Here is a 15,602-nt window from a genome sequence, read left to right as displayed (position 1 = left end):
GGTCGACGGACAGGATCACGCGGATCCTGCACTCAAGCTGCGATACCGAGTTCTCGGTTGATCTGCGACCAGTATTGCGGACCGTCCAGAGTGAGGATCAGCCAGTCGTGGATTTGGCCGTTAGCTAATACAAAGTTCATATTCGCGATCCCGGCGTCGGCCGCTAACTGCTTGAGCAGAATCGCATCCGGCGAGAGGATATCCAAATTGCCCGTATACACCGTCGTTGGCGGGAGACCGATGGGGTCGCCATACAACGGACTAACCCAGGGATCATCCAGCTGAAGACTACCTGCCCACTGTTTGCCGAATTGCTGCGCAAGCCCGACAGGTAACAGCGGATCCTGAACGAAAGCAATATTCGGGTTCGTCATCGACAGGTCCAACCACGGTGACAGCAACACCATCGACGACGGCAGGGTGGCATTGTCAATGACCATCTGTTGAACTGCAGCCAGAGCGAGATTGCCACCTGCGGAGTCACCGATCACGCTGACATTGGGCGTTCCGTGTAGCCCGGTTTGCGAGGCGATGAAGTCAGCCATCATAGGCACCACGACGCCGGCGGTACCCCCCTCCTGCAGCAACGGGTAGATGGGCACCTGAATAGTCGCACCGGTCGTATATGCCATTACCGAGTAGTGAATCCAGTGCAGAAATGACGGCGGGAAGATGAAGGCACCGCCGTGAATGGCGATCACCTGCTCACCGGTGGCATTCATCGGCGTGATGTGCACGACGCTCATCCCCTCCGGCGTCGAGGTGTACGACACCGTTTCTCCCAGCAGCAAATTCAAGAACGGCGGCGGAGAGTTGCCGATGAACCACGACAACGGTGGAATGTCGCTGGCCACCAACGCCAACAGCGGATTACCCGGCGCTGCCAGGTAGGTCTCCAGCCCCGACACGCTGAGCAGCGGTTTGAGCGGATACAGCAGCGCTTCTTCGAAACGGGTTATCAAGGACGGCGCGCCCGAGAAGCCGCCGGTCTGCGTTGCCGGGATGGGCGGCCCGGCCGGCGCGCCGAAGATGAAGATGAAGATTTCGTTGCCCACCCGGGCAAATCCGGTGGCGACCTCAGCGGGAAACTGCTCCACCAACTGGACGGCATCCAGCAACGCAGCGTTGGCCGCCTCACCGGCGGCATAGGCGCCGCCGGCACTGGTCAGCGCCCGGACGAATTCCTCGTGGAACGCCGCCGCTTGCGCGCTCAGCGCCTGATAACCCTGGCCGTGGGCAGAGAACAGCGCGGCGATCGCCGCCGATACCTCATCTTCGGCGGCGGCCAATACCCCCGTAGTGGCATCGGCCACGCCCTTGTTCACCGTCGAGACGGTTGCGCCAATTGACGCCGCGTCGCCGGCCGCTGTGAACATGACGTCGGGCAATAAAAAAACAGATGACACTGCGTCGCTCCCCACCGCCTCAGGGCAACGCGGGTTGCCCAGTCAATCGATCGCCGAGTAATCGGAGCTTATGCCCAAATGGTGCAAGCGCCTAGCGGCTTGCGGCAATTTGCGCGTACTTGACTTCGGAAAGGCGGCTTCCCCGGGAAAGCGACGAGTAAGCTGCATCGCCCCGGCTGAGGACAACGCCCTGGTCACCCTCATACCGCTGGGCGCACTGATCCTGTCGCCGTTCATCGTGGTCGCCCTACTCGGCACGTTGTCCACTCTGTTGGCCACCTACGGGGCCGGGACGTTCTTGAGTACTGCATTGGCATAGTGCCACAACGGTTTTGGACACGCAGGTGCGGACTCCCTGCGCATCAGGGGATCAGAATGTAACTCACGCCCGGGATTTCTCGCACGGTGCGCGAATCGAACGCGCCGAAACCCGCTGTGCGGAAGCCGTTCGCGGCGCTGGCACCGGGTCCGAAATTCATTTCAGTGATTGCCATTTCGCCGGCGTCGACGACATCGACCCAGGCGACGTGACCGACTCCCCCGACCAGTGCACTGCTGTAAACGGCGATTGAGCGGGGCTGCGCTTCGCTCACCACCGTCCAACCCGCCGCCCCAGCTTGGCTGGCCCAGATCTCCGCGTTGCCGGTGAGTGCTGCGACGTAGTAACCGGTGTGAGCGTGTATCAGTTCCTGGGCACCCCAGGTGCAGTAGCCCTCGTAGCCACCGAGCGGGTTGCGGTTGGTGGTAGCGCCTTTCGTCCGGATGGTCACCGTGTCGGCGTTGACCGCGGTAGGCAGCGAGGATCCCAGCATCAGGGCGCTGCTCACGGCGATGACCGCCGCGATTCGCTTGGCCTTCATACGCTTCCCCGCCCAGCCGAGGCACAACTCGTTACGTTGCTGTTATCGCTGGGCGGCCGCGATTCGTTTCACGGACGTCGTCAGGACGACTCGATCACCAGACGCGGACGCGGTCTTCCGGCTTGAGGTACAACGCGTCGCCCGGTTGGACATCGAACGCCGCATACCATTCGTCCATATTGCGGACGATCCCGTCGACCCGGAACTTGGCCGGGCTGTGGACATCTGAAAGCAACCGGTGGCGTTCGGTTTCGGGCCGGCAGACCTCCCGCCAGCTCGCCGCGAACGCGAGGAAGAACCGCTGATCACCGGTGAAGCCGTCGATGACCGGCGCCTCTTTTCCGCCGAGGGACAGTTTGTACGCGTCGTAGGCGATGCGCAGTCCGGCGAGGTCGGCGGTGTTCTCGCCGAGTGTCACCGCTCCGTTGATGTGGTTGCCCGGCAGCGGCTCGTATCCGTTGAACTGCGCGACGAGTTTGTTGGACTCGGCCGTATAACGGTCGGCATCGGCCGGGGTCCACCAGTCGCGCTGCATACCGGTGCCGTCGCTCTTGCGGCCCTGGTCGTCGAAGGCGTGGCTCATCTCGTGACCGATGGTGGCGCCGATGGCACCGTAATTGACGGCGGGATCGGCTGCCGGGTCGTAGTTCGGCGGCTGCAGGATCGCCGCGGGAAAGACGATGTCGTTGAGCCGCGGCGAGTAGTAGGCGTTATTGGTCTGCGGCGTCATGCTCCATTCGCCGCGATCGATCGGCTTGCCCAACTTGCTGCGGTCGTCGTTCCAGGACCAGACCGACAGTGCGTCGCCGTTGCCGACGAGGTTGTCCGCCGCAATCTTGACCGTCGCGTAGGACTTCCACTGGTCCGGGTAGCCGATCTTGGCGACCAGCGCTGCGAGTTTGGCCTGGGCTTCGCGCTTGGTTTCCGGCGCCATCCAGGTGGCCGCGTCGATGCGTTTGCCGTACGCCGTGCGCAGGTTTTCCACCAACGCCCGCGCCTTGTCTCGTGTCTGCTGGCTGAAATGCGCGTTGACATAGAGTTCGCCGACCGGGTCGCCGAGCCCCTTACTCACTCGGGAGACGCCGCGCTCGACCCGCGGTGCGCGGTCCTTGGCGCCGGACAGGGTTCGGCCGTAGAAGTCGAACAGCTCATCGGCGAATGGCGTCGAAAGGTCACCACCGTAAGCGTTGAGGACCTGGTAACGCAGGTAGGACTTCCACGAGTCCAGCGGCTCAGTCGCGAAAAGCCCTGCGGTCTTTCGTAATACGTCGGGCATACCGACCTGGAAGTCGGTCACCGCCGGCAGCTGCAGCGCGTCGAACAGATCATGCAGCGGCGCGCCCTGCCCGAGTTGCTCGACCTCAGCGCGCGGCATCATGTTGTTGGTCTTGACCACATCCCGCTCGTCCTCGCGCGGCACCTGCACCTCTGCCAGCTTGGTCTCGAGGGCGAGAAGTTGTTCGGCCTGCTGTTGGCCGTCGGTGTACCCGGCCAGGCCGAGCATCCGGGCGGCGTGGGCGACGAACTTATTGCGCAGGTCGACTGATTCGGCGTCGGTGTCCACGTAGTAGCTGCGTTCGCCGAGCGAAAGGCCGCCCTGCCAGATGATGGGCACATAGCGCGTGGGATTGTTGGGGTCGATCTCCACCGAGACCGGGAAGGGGTCACTGACCCGCGTCTTGCCGTTGAACGAGACGAGCACCGCGCCGAGGGCCGGCCGGTCGTTGACGGCTTCGATGGACGCCAGGAAAGGCCGCACCGGTTCGACGCCTTTGCGGTTCAGCAATGCCTCGTCCATATAGGACGCGAACAGGTCGCCGATCTGCTGCGAGATATCGCCGGCGGGTGCGTGTTTGGCGCCGGCGCCCTCGACAATCGCCCTCAGGTCCGCGTTGAGTTGATTCTGCACATCGAGATTGACGCCCGCGCACACCTTGTCGGCGGGAATCTTGGCGTTCTTCGCCCACGTACCCACGGCGTATGAGAAGAAGTCGTTGCCGGGCCGCACGGAACGGTCCATGTCGGACAGGTTGACGCCCCACGGGCCGACTTTGGGCTTGGCTTGCTGTTCGGTCGAATGGCTACACCCGACAAGCACCACGCCAACAGCCAATGACACTGCCACCGCACGAACGAATCCTCGCACTGCAGACCTCCAGTCGCCGGGCCAAAGGGCAGCTTAGCCGTGCGCGCGGGCCGGAGCCGATCCGGTCGTGCGTGGCAGGGCTACCGCGATCGGAGCGAGGCTGTTGCATCTACACGAAATCGAGCAGCCCACCAATGTTCGGCGCGCCCCGCATACCTTCCGTGAGACGATCGGCAGATGCTTTCCACACGGATTCTGCCGTGACCGTCGTTATCGCGCTCCGCTGCGCCGACGGCATTGTGATGGCCTCCGATTCGCAGATCACCGACGGTGGTCGCGGTCTGACCTATCCCGCACAGAAGCTGCATCCCTTGGGCAAACATGCAGCGTGGGGTGGCAGCGGCTCCCGCGCGGTGCTGTACGACCTCGAGCAGATCTTCAAATCCGAGGCCGAGTCGGTGGTGGAGGCAAGAGACATCGGCCATGCGCTGCAGGCCCGGGTACTGCCGGTACTCAAATATCACTACGAGAACTACATCGAGCATGTGCCGGCACAGCAGCCCGCAGGAACACCTGCCACGTACGTCCTCGCCGCGGGGTACGCCGGTGACGTCCCGTTCATCATCGACGTGGACCCCAACGGTCTGATCGGACACCACGAAGAGACCGGCTTCCAAGCCATCGGCAGTGGCGCGGCTATGGCGCAGCAGGCGCACGCCCTGCTGGCACACTTCCGCATGACCGAGCGCGACGTGGACCACGGGCTGGTTGCCGCGCTACGAGTGCTCGACGCGTTGGACGCTTCGTCGTCGAGCGTCGGGGGCCCAATGGATATGTGCCGCATCACCCCCGACGGTGCCGAGCATCTGAGCCCGGACGAGGTGAACAAGGTCCGTGCTCGGATCGAACGCTGGGTGGAACTCGAACGCAAAGCGCTCGATCAACTCTTCGACTGAGCGCGGGATCCGGCCGCGGATCCAATCATCGCTGCCACCAACGGTTGTGGGAGTCGACCAACCACCGGTTCAATTTGTCGTAGTCGCAGTGATCCGGCAGATCCGAGCTGTCCGTATGCGCGACGAGCTCGTTGCGCACGTTGTCAATCGTGTCGAGGACGGTCTGCTTGTCGACCTTGCCGATGCGCAAGTCATACAGCCAGCTGCGCGACGGTTCCGGCATCGGCAACGTGATGCGCCCGGTGGTGAGCAGCTCAAGGCCCTGAATGCCAAGTCGCACAGCGTGATAGGCGAATTTTGTGTCGAAGCCGAACACCTCGATGAGTTCGGGACGATTGGTGTGCTTGGACCGCAGCCCGAGCATCTGTTCTCGCTGAGCGTCGAGGTAGCCGACGAAACGACGGCCGCAGTCGCGCGACAGGAACAGCTCGGGGTGCTGACGCAGATCGCGCCCAGGTTCCTCGATCTTGACGATTTCGCTCTCCGGGGCGAACAGCAGGAGCAACACGGTGGGGTTGCCGGCCGCTGCGAGCCTCGCCCACTTGCGCAGGCTGTAGATGACCAGATCGAGGTCCCCGGCGCCGGATCGGACGCCTTCGGGCTGGGTGCGGTATTGGTACTGCTCGAACTGGCGCAGGCCGATGACGCACTCCGGCGGTTCGATGCAGATGCCCATTTCGTCGCGGTCGTCGGTACCCGCGATGGTGACACCGTGCAGCCCGGAGCCGACTTGAGTGCAGAGCACGGTGTTGGCTTCCGCGATGTCGCGGTGCCAGTTGGTTGCGTGGCGGTTCTTGTAGACGCCGTCAATCGTCATTGCACCCGCTCTAATCGTCGATTCTCGAATGGTGAATCTGCAGGGAATCGACCCTGACCCACTGTCGAGTTGAGATGCTAAACAGTGAATGGTCCTGCGCCAAACGATTTGAATTGGCGCGAGATTACCCGCAAATGCGCAGTCGCTGCTGACGGCAGCAGTTGGCGGGGATCAACGTCGATAGACCTGAGCGCGGTGCCAGCGACGACGGTGCTAGTCCCGCCGGCGCGAAGATCAGTGGAGCAGCCGAAAGCGAACCGGTCGCCTTAACATTCTGAGCCAAGCAACCAGGCCAAGGACTTGGTCCCAGACCTACCACCCGTCGGCAAGACCGCCGGTGACCATCTGCCAATGTGGTGGACATGACTGCAAAGAAGCCCGAGATCGATTACCCCGGCGGGGAGCCGCCCACCGACCTGGTCATCACCGACGTCGTCGAGGGCGACGGCGCGGAGGCTACCTTCGGTAACACGGTGGTCGTGCACTACGTCGGCGTCGCACACTCCACCGGCGAAGAGTTCGACGCTTCCTATAACCGCGGCGACCCGTTGACATTCCAACTCGGCGTCGGCCAGGTCATCCAGGGCTGGGACCAGGGCGTGCAGGGCATGAAGGTGGGCGGTCGCCGGCAACTGGTCATTCCCGCCCACCTCGCCTACGGCGAGCGTGGCGCCGGTGGCGTCATCAAGCCCGGCGAGTCGTTGATCTTCGTGGTCGACCTGCTCCAGGTCAGGTAGCCACGAGCAAGGCCAGTTAGCGTTGGACGGCGCCGGGGACAAGGTGGATTTTGACGGAGCTCTTCCACCGCCACCGGGCGCTGCTCAGTCGTCAATTGCAAGGTTGTTGCGCCAAGCATCCAAATCTGGCACGATCCGGCGACGGTGCGAGCGGGAGCGTGCTCCGCAGTCTGAGCGTGCCAGAACCGTTGCCACAGAAGCCCTCACAAAGACCCCGCGCCTGCGCCTACTAACCGTCCATCCCATTTAGGCGGAACGAATTTATGATTGACTACGATCCGCACAAATGGCTGAGCCACTTTTTCGATATCCGCGGCTCGCTGGTGCGGGAGATCATCGGTCGGGTCTCCCTATGCGTGGCTTGGTCGGCGGCGGTTGTTGCCTTTCATAATTATGTCTTTCCGGTCGGCATGCCGATCCAGCTGCACACCCTGATGGGCCTCGCCCTCGGTCTGCTGCTGGTGTTCCGTACCAGCTCTAGCTACGACCGTTTTTGGGAGGGACGCAGACTATGGGGAGGGATCGTCAACGAATCACGAAACCTGGTGCGAAGCACGACCGCATACGTTAAGGGCGATCCGGCGCTGGTCGCCCGTCTCACCCGATGGACAGCCGCCTTTCCCTGGGCGGTCATGCACCGCCTGCGCGGCACCGAAGGCCTCGGGCCGCACATCACCGAACTTCCACCTGCTGAGGCGCAGCAGGCGATCAACGCCCAACATCCCGCCCTCGCTGTCGCCGGCAACATGACTGATTGCCTCCGGGAGGCGGGCGAGCGCGACCTCATCTCTGACATCATGCTGACGACGCTGGACCAGAACATTCAGCTGCTAATCGACTACCTCGGCAGCTGCGAACGAATTCGCAAGACGCCGATGCCCTTCGCCTACGCCGTTCACCTACGCCGCGCGCTTGTGCTCTATTGCTTCACCCTCCCCTTCGCCATGGTCGAGACCTTCGGCTGGACGACCATTATCGACGTCCTGATCATTACTTATACATTCTTCGGCATCGAGGAAATCGGCGTCGAGATCGAAGACCCCTTCGGATATGATGCGAACGACCTCCCCCTCGAGGACATCTGCGAGACGATCCAAAAAGACATCTACGCCCTAGCGGGCATTGCGAGCTGACTCGCGATGCCCTGCCCGAGGGGCTTTAACGGCTTTCGTTGGCATGATCGGCCATGATCGGCCAGGGCGTTTTCGTCGCGCTCATCAATTCCATCGATAGCAGCGCTCCAAATCCTTCGGCTTGGTCGCGTTCCTTGAAGGACAGCGATGACTGCCGACCATCTATGAGGACGGCACCGCGAAGGTCGCGGTATGCGGGGCGTTCGAGAACAGACGCCCCCGGAATCGTTGACGAGCCGATCGCCATAGCTTGAAGCGGCTACAGAATTGCAAATTAAATCGGTGGAGCTGCCGGGAATCGAACCCGGGTCCTACGGCATTCCCTCAAGGCTTCTCCGTGCGCAGTCCGCTATGCCTCTGCTCGGATCTCCTGGTCACGCGAACTAGCCAGGATGACGATCCCAGTCGCTGTTGGTGTCCCGATGAGTCCCGCGACCGAACTCATCGGTGGATCCCTCTAGCTGATGCCGGGGTCCGGGTCGAGGGCGTTCCCGGTCCGACAGACTAGCTGTCGCTTAGGCAGCGAGAGCGTAGTCGCGCTGATGTGACTCGGCGCTTAATTGGTTGCAACGACGCTTACGGTGGTCTCTTGCCTGCACCGGCACGCTTCCCTTGATTCGATGCGCGAAGTCGAAACCGTTCAGCCCCTTGTCTTGTTAACTTCGAACATCCCTGCCGGGTCTCCGGCAGGACTCCCTATGGTACGCCGGTTAGAACTAGCGGCAACGCGATTTTGTTTCCGATCGGGTCACGAAGCACCTGGACGATGCGGCCCCCGACAAGCCGAGTACCCCCGATCATTGCTGGTCTCGGGGGTACTCGGAGTGCTGATAAGCAGGTCAGCTGATGCCGACGGCCTCTTTCGCGATTGCGGCAACGCGCGTCTGCGCGGCCGAGACCACGCCCTGACGGTTCTTGTGCGCCTCCTCGTAGGCCAAGACCACACGCACGTCACCGGCCTCGGTCAGATCCTTGATCGCCGTTACGGCATCGCCCACGTTGAGCTCGTCGTAGTTCTCGACGGGCAACTCACTCGCGTCCAGAACCCCCGCCGCGGCGCGTCCCGAATGCACGGCGTCCGCGGCTTCGTCGGCCCCCTCCGAGCGGGTCACCCGCTCGGCGGCCTTCAGTGCCGCGCTTTGCGAGGCGGACAGCGCTTTTGCGGCGATCTCGCCCGCGTTCCCGGTCCGCTTGACCAGGTCGTTCAGCGTCAGACCCCGGTTGCGCAGCGCGTCGACGGCCCGCTCCAGACCGCGAGCCGACCAGGAGACCGGCAGGTTGACCCACCGGACCGCCGCCCCCGCTGCCATCTGCGTCGGGGTGCGCCGCAGGGCCGCAGGCCCACCGAGCGCGTCTTCGGCCAGCACCGTCGTCAACCAGTCCACCGTCGCCGAGTGAGCGGTAATCAGCCGTTCCGCCAGTTCCTCGATGTCCTTGCGCTTCGCGGCGATCGCCAGCGCCTTGGTGTAGCGGGCGCGGTCCAGTAGCTGGTCCTCCAGGGCCAGGTCACCGAGCAGCGCTTCGTCGAACGGCTCAGCCTGTTCGGTCAGCGCCTTCACCAACGCGGTGGCGCGGCCCAGCAGGGGCGCGATGACGTCTGGGTAGCCGCCGAGATCCCGTACCGCGGACTCGAGGGCTTCGGCCCGCTTGCGCCCGTTCTCGGCGTTCTGGGCGAGTTCACGGCGCACCGCGTCCGTACGTGCTTGTGCCACGCGGGTTTCCGCGATCTGGATTTCGGTGTTGGTCAGGTCGAGCAGGGTACGCAGCTGCGCGAGCAGTCTGGTCAAATCTGGTGCAGTCATTTGAGATTCGCCTCCCAGCGATTGAATAGCCAAAGCTTCCTTGCAGTCGGCTACCCGGCGTGGCTGGGTTGACCACATCTATTCGACAGATGTGACCTATGTCGCATTGCCGGCCCGGCGCAGGCCATTCGCGAGGCGAATCGCGGTGTCAGATAACGAAATTCATTCGCTCAACGATGCGCTGCGCGACCTCAAGGTCGCCCCTGAACTCGATCTCCTGATCGCGCGACGGACACAACGGACGCCCACCGCCGAGCCGGGTGAATTGCAGCGCATCCAGCCGCAGCGTCGCCGTCGGCTCCGCACCACCGAAGTCGTCGACCACCTGCGCGCGGCCGTCGACGCTGACCCGAACCGAACGCGCCAGCGGGCCGGTCAGCTCGAACAACACCCGCGACCCCTCCGGCGCCTTGGCCAGTTTGCCGACCACGAACCCCATGCTCGCCGCCATCTCGTCGAGTGACAACCGTGCCGCGGGGCCGTCCAGTTGCGCGTCGGACGACGGCCGGTCCAACCCGATCCGGATGTCCTGCTCGTGCATCCAGCAGTCGAAGACCCGGATCCGCATGAACCGTCCGTAACTGTCCATGCCCGCCGGCGTGGGCAGCACCGCCTGCCAGTCGGCGTCGGACAGGTCGGCGAGCACGTTGCGCCGGGTGTTGGTCACCTCCCGGAATCGGCGGAGCACCTCGGCGCCGGATTCCTTGCTGAGACTGCGCACCCAGCACTCGTTCATCACGCCGATGTCGTTGCGCACATGATCGAGTGACTTGACGTCGATATCGGGCTCCGGCGGGCTGATGCCCTGCAGGAAGCACTCGGTGCCGATGATGTGCGACACCACCGCTTTGACGTCCCAGCCGGTCAGCGCGCTCGGGGTCTCCCACTGCGCCTCGGAGAGACCGTCGGCAAGCGCGTCGATGTCGTCCCACACGGCGAAAAGGCCCGCCAGCACTGTGGTTTTGTCGAGCACGGTCACGGGGCGGTCGGCCATCCTCGGATCCTAGACGTGCCGGAACCGCTCAGGCCATGCCTTTGGCCCGACGGCCCAACTCCCGGACCACTTCCCGCTGCGCGTCACGACGGGCCAGATCCTGACGCTTGTCGTGCGCCTGCTTGCCGCGGCCCAGCGCCAGTTCGACCTTGACTTTGCCTTCGTAGAAATACATCGACAGCGGCACCAGGGCGTAGTTGCCTTCCCTGATCTTGCCGATCAGCCCGTCGATTTCCCGACGGTGCAACAGCAGCTTGCGGTTGCGCCGCGGTGCGTGATTGGTCCAGCTGCCGTTCCGGTATTCGGGAATGTGTACGTTGCGCAACCAGATCTCGCCGTCGTCAACGGTGGCGAACGCATCGACCAATGAGGCATGCCCCTCGCGCAGACTCTTGACTTCGGTGCCCTGCAGCGCCACCCCGGCCTCGAACACTTCGAGGATTGAATAGTTGTGCCGGGCCTTGCGATTGCTGGCGATGATTTGTTTGCCGTCTGCGCGTCGCTTGGACTGGGGCTTGTTGGCCACGGCTACCGCCGGACGTAGAGCCGCAGCGTGGCATAGGCGGTCAAGCCGGCCATCGCCACGCCGACCAGGAACAACCACGGCGCGATGTAGAGGATGTCGGCGTAGTCGACCTTGGCGATCAAATGGGCTTCATAGAACTGGCTCAACGCCCCTTCCAGGAAGAAGGTCCGCACGCCGATCAGGCCGAGGATGGCGATCACCACGCCGATCGTGGCGGCCAGCATGGCCTCCACCAGGAACGGCAGTTGGGTGTACCAGCGGCTGGCTCCGACGAGTCGCATGATGCCGATCTCGGTGCGCCTGGTGAAGGCGGCGACCTGAACCATGTTGGCGATCAGCAGGATCGCCCCGACCGCCTGGACCAGTGCGACGGCGAACGCCGCCTTGCTCAGACCGTCCAGCACGGCGAACAGCCGGTCGATCAGCTGTTTCTGGTTGAGGGTGTCCCGCACGCCGGGCTGCCCCTCTATGGCGGCGACGAAGTCTCTGTGCTGCTCGGGGCTGTACAGCTTGACGATGAACGAGGCCGGGAAGGAGTCCTTGTCGGCGACATCCTTGAACTCCGGGAACCTGCGCATCGCGTCGTCGTAGGCGGTCTGCTGGTTGACGAAGCGCACCGACTTGACGTCCTGCCGGGTCTCGATCTTGTTCCGCAGCGCCTTGCACAGATCGCCGGTGCAGCTCGTGTCGTTGGCCGAGATGTCATTGGTCAAAAAAACCTGCGTCTCGACGCGATCGAGATAGATGGCCCGCGAATTGTCGGCCAGTCGCACCACCAGCAGTCCGCCGCCGAACAGCCCGATCGAGATGGCGGTGGTCAGGATCATCGCGATCGTCATGGTGACGTTGCGACGCAGGCCGGTCAGGACCTCGTTGAATAGGAATCCGAAGCGCACTTAGCGATCCATCCCGTAGACGCCGCGCTGTTCGTCACGAACCAGCCTGCCCAGTGACAACTCGACCACCCGCTGCCGCATCGCGTCGACGATGTGGTGGTCGTGTGTCGCCATCAACACCGTCGTCCCGTTGCGGTTGATCCGCTCCAACAGATCCATGATGTCCTTACTGGTGTCGGGGTCGAGGTTCCCGGTGGGCTCGTCGGCCAGCAGCACCAGCGGCTTATTGACGTACGCCCGCGCAATCGCCACCCGCTGCTGCTCGCCGCCGGACAACTCGTGCGGCAGCCGATTGGCCTTGCCCGACAGTCCGACCGTCTCGAGCACGTCGGGCACCACTTTGTTGATCGTGTCAGTGCGTCTGCCGATGACCTCCAGCGCAAAGGCGACGTTGTCGTACACGGTCTTCTGTTGCAGCAACCGGAAGTCCTGGAACACGCAGCCCATCACCTGACGCAGCTTCGGAACGTTACGGCCGCTGAGCTTGTTGACGTGGAACTTCGAGACCCGGATGTCCCCGGACGAGGGTGTCTCCGCCGCCAGCAGCAGCCGCATGAACGTCGACTTGCCCGACCCGGACGGACCGATGAGGAACACGAACTCACCCTTGTCGATCTGGACGTTGACGTCGTCCAAGGCTGGACGCGCGGACGATTTGTACTGCTTGGTGACATGTTCCAGGGTGATCATCACGGCACGCCAGTGTAGCGGGGTGTCTCGCCGGGCCGCGAGAATCAGCGAGCCGGCGCCGGCGGGACGGGTCCCGGTTGCTGCGGTGGCGCTGACGGAATCGGACTGGGCGTCGACGTCGGCGTGCAGAACGGCGGGATGCACGGCAACTGGATCAACGGCGTGGTCGTCGTCGTGGTCGTCGTCGGCGGCGGTGGCGGCGGCGTCGTCGTCGTGGTGGTGGTGGGTGTCGGCGTCAGCGTGCGCTGCGGCTGCTCCACCCTGGTGCGCGGCACCCAGGTGTAGTCGGGGTCCGGCACGTAACCCGGCGGGACCATTTGCGACGACGGGGCGGGGCTCGGCGCCTGCTCCTGCGGGCGGTACGTCTCGTAGGCCCACCAGATGGCCAGGAACGCCACCATCAAGACGATGGTCGACGTGCGGACACGACCACCGAACAGGTGACTCGGCGCCCGACGCTCCCCCGGTTCCCGCCGCTTGTTCAGCAGGTTCAGTTCGAGTTTCATCGGCGCGTCACCTGACCCGCGGACTTGTCCAGGTCGGTTCCCTCACCGGCCTCGGGATCGGCGACACCGCCGTCGTCGACGACGCCCACGGTGGCATCGGCCGCCGTCACGATGCCCGCCTTGGCCAGTGCCCGGATGACCAGCACCCGCAACTGGCGGCCGGCCTCGAACTGCTTGCCCGGCAGGGTGCGGGCCACCAGCCGCAGTGTGACGGTGCTGAGTTCGATGCTCTCGACACCCATCACCGTCGGCGCGTCCAGCAGCAGGTCGCCCAGCTGCGGGTTCTCGAGTGCCCGCTCGCACTCCTGATGCAGGACTTCGTTGACCCGGTTGAGGTCGGCGCTGGTCGAGACGGGGATGTCGACCACCGCGCGCGCCCAGTCCTTGGACAGGTTGATCGTCTTGACGATCGAACCGTTGGGAATGGTGAAAAGCTCCCCGTCCGAGGAGCGCAGCCGGGTGACCCGCAAGGTCACGTTCTCCACGGTGCCGCGGGCCTCGGCGGCGATCCCCGAGACCGTCAGCGACACCAGGTCACCGAACCCGTACTGCTTCTCGACAATGATGAAGAAGCCCGAGAGCAGGTCCTTGACCAGCTGCTGGGCCCCGAAGCCCAGCGCGGCGCCCACCACTGTCGCCGGCGCGATCAATCCGCCCACCGAGAACTGCAGCACGCTGCCGATCTGCACGATCACCACGATCGAGATCAGCACGATCGACACCCAGGAGATCACCGATGCGACCGCCTGGCGGTGTTTGGTTGCCTCCGAGCGGACCAGGGCGTCGCTTTCGGCGAAGCCCTCGTCGAGTTGGCTGGTCACCCGCTGGGCGACCCACTGCACCAACCGCGCGGCGAGTATGGCCGCGATCACCAGCATGGCGATCCGCAGGCCCCGGGTGATGATCCATTCGCCGATCTGACCGCGCCAGAAGTCGTGCCAGCGCTGCGCCGCATCGGCGAGCCTCAAAGAAATAGCCGTTGTATTAGTCGTCATCTTTTCTGTTACGCCAGCGGATCCCTGCTTCCAGGAACCCGTCGATGTCTCCGTCCAAGACAGCCGCAGGATTGCCCACTTCGAACTCGGTGCGCAGATCCTTGACCATCTGATATGGGTGCAGTACATAGGACCGCATCTGGTTTCCCCAGGAGCTGCCGCCGTCACCTTTCAGGGCGTCCAACTCCGCGCGTTCTTCGGAACGCTTGCGCTCCAACAACTTTGCCTGAAGCACTCGTAACGCCGAAACTTTGTTCTGCAGTTGCGACTTCTCGTTCTGGCAAGTGACGACGATACCGGTTGGGATGTGGGTGAGTCGAACCGCCGAGTCGGTGGTGTTGACCGATTGCCCGCCCGGCCCGCTGGACCGGTAGACGTCGACCCGCAGGTCGCCTTCGGGGATTTCGATGTGGTCGGTGGTCTCCACCACCGGGAGCACCTCCACCTCCGCGAAAGACGTCTGACGTCGACTTTGGTTGTCGAACGGACTGATGCGCACCAGACGGTGGGTGCCCTGTTCGACCGAGAGAGTGCCGTAGGCGAACGGTGCGTGCACGGCGAAGGTCGCGCTCTTGATCCCGGCCTCCTCGGCGTAGGACGTGTCGAACACCTCAACGCCGTATTTGTGCTGTTCAGCCCACCGGATGTACATCCGCATCAGCATCTCGGCCCAGTCGGCGGCGTCGACCCCGCCCGCTCCGGAGCGAATTGTGACCAAGGCCTCACGTTCGTCGTACTCGCCGGACAGCAAAGTACGCACTTCGGTGGCTTCGATGTCGGCGCGCAACGCCTTGAGCTCGGCGTCGGCTTCGGCGAGCGCGGAATCGCCCTCGGCTCCCTCTTCTTCGGTGGCCAGTTCGTACAGCACCGGCAGGTCGTCGAGGCGTTGCCGCAACTCTTCGATCCGGCGCAGCTCACCCTGGGTGTGCGACAGCTCACTGGTGACTTTCTGCGCGCGCGCCTGGTCGTCCCACAGATTAGGGTCGGACGCTTCCTTTTCGAGCTTTTCGATCCGGCTCTTCAGACCGTCCACATCGAGCACCCGTTCCACCGTGGTGAGGGTGGAGTCCAGAGCGGCGATTTCTGCTTGACGGTCAAGTTCCACAGGCGCCCACGTTACCGGCAGCACCGTCTAGCATCAGGAGACCATCAGTGCAACGCTCGACTGTGACGCCGGCCCTCGCGTGCAGTCGAGCAC

17 protein-coding genes and 1 other RNA gene are annotated in these 15,602 nt (G+C 63.8%); 4 read left to right on the top strand and 14 right to left on the bottom strand.

The features are described from left to right. Positions 1–32 precede the first annotated feature (32 nt). Positions 33–1,376, bottom strand: coding sequence for a triacylglycerol lipase LipY (gene lipY / locus ACZYZ9_RS18185; RefSeq protein WP_463827789.1), 1,344 nt, complete (start codon positions 1,374–1,376; stop codon positions 33–35). A 139-nt stretch (positions 1,377–1,515) separates the two neighbouring features. On the opposite strand from lipY, the gene ACZYZ9_RS18180 reads away from it, so the two are divergent. Next, complete coding sequence (locus ACZYZ9_RS18180; RefSeq protein WP_463827660.1) at positions 1,516–1,725, top strand: hypothetical protein; 210 nt, start codon at positions 1,516–1,518, stop codon at positions 1,723–1,725. Between the two features lie 43 nt (positions 1,726–1,768). Here the strand turns inward: ACZYZ9_RS18180 and ACZYZ9_RS18175 are convergent, their stop codons facing one another. Continuing rightward, positions 1,769–2,266 (bottom strand): CHAP domain-containing protein, encoded by a 498-nt coding sequence (locus ACZYZ9_RS18175; protein ID WP_463827659.1) that lies wholly within the window; start codon positions 2,264–2,266, stop codon positions 1,769–1,771. Between the two features lie 94 nt (positions 2,267–2,360). Then, positions 2,361–4,391 carry a M13 family metallopeptidase gene (locus tag ACZYZ9_RS18170; RefSeq protein ID WP_463827658.1) on the bottom strand — a complete coding sequence of 677 codons (2,031 nt, stop codon included), beginning with the start codon at positions 4,389–4,391 and terminating at the stop codon, positions 2,361–2,363. A gap of 221 nt (positions 4,392–4,612) precedes the next feature. Between ACZYZ9_RS18170 and ACZYZ9_RS18165 the strand changes: the two genes are divergently transcribed. After that, positions 4,613–5,308, top strand: a complete 696-nt coding sequence (locus ACZYZ9_RS18165; protein WP_463827657.1) for a proteasome protein — start codon at positions 4,613–4,615, stop codon at positions 5,306–5,308. Positions 5,309–5,333: 25 nt separating this feature from the next. Here ACZYZ9_RS18165 and ACZYZ9_RS18160 read toward each other — a convergent pair whose 3' ends face one another. Further along, positions 5,334–6,125, bottom strand: a complete 792-nt coding sequence (locus ACZYZ9_RS18160) for a DNA polymerase beta superfamily protein (RefSeq protein ID WP_463827656.1) — start codon at positions 6,123–6,125, stop codon at positions 5,334–5,336. A gap of 362 nt (positions 6,126–6,487) precedes the next feature. On the opposite strand from ACZYZ9_RS18160, the gene ACZYZ9_RS18155 reads away from it, so the two are divergent. After that, positions 6,488–6,862: an FKBP-type peptidyl-prolyl cis-trans isomerase gene (locus ACZYZ9_RS18155; protein WP_463827655.1), complete on the top strand. Its 375-nt coding sequence runs from the start codon at positions 6,488–6,490 to the stop codon at positions 6,860–6,862. A gap of 263 nt (positions 6,863–7,125) precedes the next feature. After that, positions 7,126–7,995 carry a bestrophin family protein gene (locus ACZYZ9_RS18150; protein WP_463827654.1) on the top strand — a complete coding sequence of 290 codons (870 nt, stop codon included), beginning with the start codon at positions 7,126–7,128 and terminating at the stop codon, positions 7,993–7,995. Between the two features lie 25 nt (positions 7,996–8,020). Here ACZYZ9_RS18150 and ACZYZ9_RS18145 read toward each other — a convergent pair whose 3' ends face one another. The 10 genes from ACZYZ9_RS18145 to prfB form a co-directional block, all read right to left on the bottom strand. Next, positions 8,021–8,242, bottom strand: coding sequence for a hypothetical protein (locus ACZYZ9_RS18145; protein WP_463827653.1), 222 nt, complete (start codon positions 8,240–8,242; stop codon positions 8,021–8,023). 33 nt (positions 8,243–8,275) lie between these two features. Further along, positions 8,276–8,643, bottom strand: a transfer-messenger RNA (tmRNA) gene (ssrA, locus tag ACZYZ9_RS18140). A 191-nt stretch (positions 8,644–8,834) separates the two neighbouring features. Then, positions 8,835–9,797: a ferritin-like domain-containing protein gene (locus ACZYZ9_RS18135; RefSeq protein ID WP_463827652.1), complete on the bottom strand. Its 963-nt coding sequence runs from the start codon at positions 9,795–9,797 to the stop codon at positions 8,835–8,837. Between the two features lie 148 nt (positions 9,798–9,945). Next, positions 9,946–10,791, bottom strand: coding sequence for a maleylpyruvate isomerase family mycothiol-dependent enzyme (locus ACZYZ9_RS18130; protein ID WP_463827651.1), 846 nt, complete (start codon positions 10,789–10,791; stop codon positions 9,946–9,948). A gap of 28 nt (positions 10,792–10,819) precedes the next feature. Beyond that, entirely contained in the window at positions 10,820–11,317 is a 498-nt protein-coding gene (smpB, locus tag ACZYZ9_RS18125; RefSeq protein WP_463827650.1) for an SsrA-binding protein SmpB, read from the bottom strand. 2 nt (positions 11,318–11,319) lie between these two features. After that, positions 11,320–12,213 carry a permease-like cell division protein FtsX gene (gene ftsX / locus ACZYZ9_RS18120; protein ID WP_463827649.1) on the bottom strand — a complete coding sequence of 298 codons (894 nt, stop codon included), beginning with the start codon at positions 12,211–12,213 and terminating at the stop codon, positions 11,320–11,322. Then, positions 12,214–12,903 (bottom strand): cell division ATP-binding protein FtsE, encoded by a 690-nt coding sequence (gene ftsE, locus ACZYZ9_RS18115; protein WP_463827788.1) that lies wholly within the window; start codon positions 12,901–12,903, stop codon positions 12,214–12,216. Between the two features lie 44 nt (positions 12,904–12,947). Beyond that, positions 12,948–13,409 carry a hypothetical protein gene (locus ACZYZ9_RS18110; RefSeq protein ID WP_463827648.1) on the bottom strand — a complete coding sequence of 154 codons (462 nt, stop codon included), beginning with the start codon at positions 13,407–13,409 and terminating at the stop codon, positions 12,948–12,950. After that, positions 13,406–14,404 (bottom strand): mechanosensitive ion channel family protein, encoded by a 999-nt coding sequence (locus ACZYZ9_RS18105; protein WP_463827647.1) that lies wholly within the window; start codon positions 14,402–14,404, stop codon positions 13,406–13,408. The genes ACZYZ9_RS18110 and ACZYZ9_RS18105 overlap by 4 nt, the downstream gene beginning before the upstream one ends. Then, complete coding sequence (prfB, locus tag ACZYZ9_RS18100) at positions 14,394–15,509, bottom strand: peptide chain release factor 2 (protein ID WP_463827646.1); 1,116 nt, start codon at positions 15,507–15,509, stop codon at positions 14,394–14,396. Before prfB ends, ACZYZ9_RS18105 begins: the two co-directional genes overlap by 11 nt. Positions 15,510–15,602: the final 93 nt, after the last annotated feature.

Source organism: Mycobacterium sp. IDUB_28, from assembly GCF_055419285.1.
Note: the sequence above shows the minus strand (reverse complement) of the source record. Positions and strands in the feature narration are given on the sequence as shown.

Bases quoted from the DNA above. Each gene is read 5' to 3' on its own strand.
- lipY (WP_463827789.1), bottom strand. From the start codon at position 1,376: ATGTTCACAGCGGCCGGCGACGCGGCGTCAATTGGCGCAACCGTCTCG.
- ACZYZ9_RS18160 (WP_463827656.1), bottom strand. From the start codon at position 6,125: ATGACGATTGACGGCGTCTACAAGAACCGCCACGCAACCAACTGGCAC.
- ACZYZ9_RS18105 (WP_463827647.1), bottom strand. From the start codon at position 14,404: ATGACGACTAATACAACGGCTATTTCTTTGAGGCTCGCCGATGCGGCG.
- ACZYZ9_RS18130 (WP_463827651.1), bottom strand. From the start codon at position 10,791: ATGGCCGACCGCCCCGTGACCGTGCTCGACAAAACCACAGTGCTGGCG.
- ACZYZ9_RS18155 (WP_463827655.1), top strand. From the start codon at position 6,488: ATGACTGCAAAGAAGCCCGAGATCGATTACCCCGGCGGGGAGCCGCCC.
- ftsE (WP_463827788.1), bottom strand. From the start codon at position 12,903: ATGATCACCCTGGAACATGTCACCAAGCAGTACAAATCGTCCGCGCGT.
- ACZYZ9_RS18135 (WP_463827652.1), bottom strand. From the start codon at position 9,797: ATGACTGCACCAGATTTGACCAGACTGCTCGCGCAGCTGCGTACCCTG.
- ACZYZ9_RS18175 (WP_463827659.1), bottom strand. From the start codon at position 2,266: ATGAAGGCCAAGCGAATCGCGGCGGTCATCGCCGTGAGCAGCGCCCTG.
- ACZYZ9_RS18150 (WP_463827654.1), top strand. From the start codon at position 7,126: ATGATTGACTACGATCCGCACAAATGGCTGAGCCACTTTTTCGATATC.
- ACZYZ9_RS18110 (WP_463827648.1), bottom strand. From the start codon at position 13,409: ATGAAACTCGAACTGAACCTGCTGAACAAGCGGCGGGAACCGGGGGAG.
- ACZYZ9_RS18145 (WP_463827653.1), bottom strand. From the start codon at position 8,242: ATGGCGATCGGCTCGTCAACGATTCCGGGGGCGTCTGTTCTCGAACGC.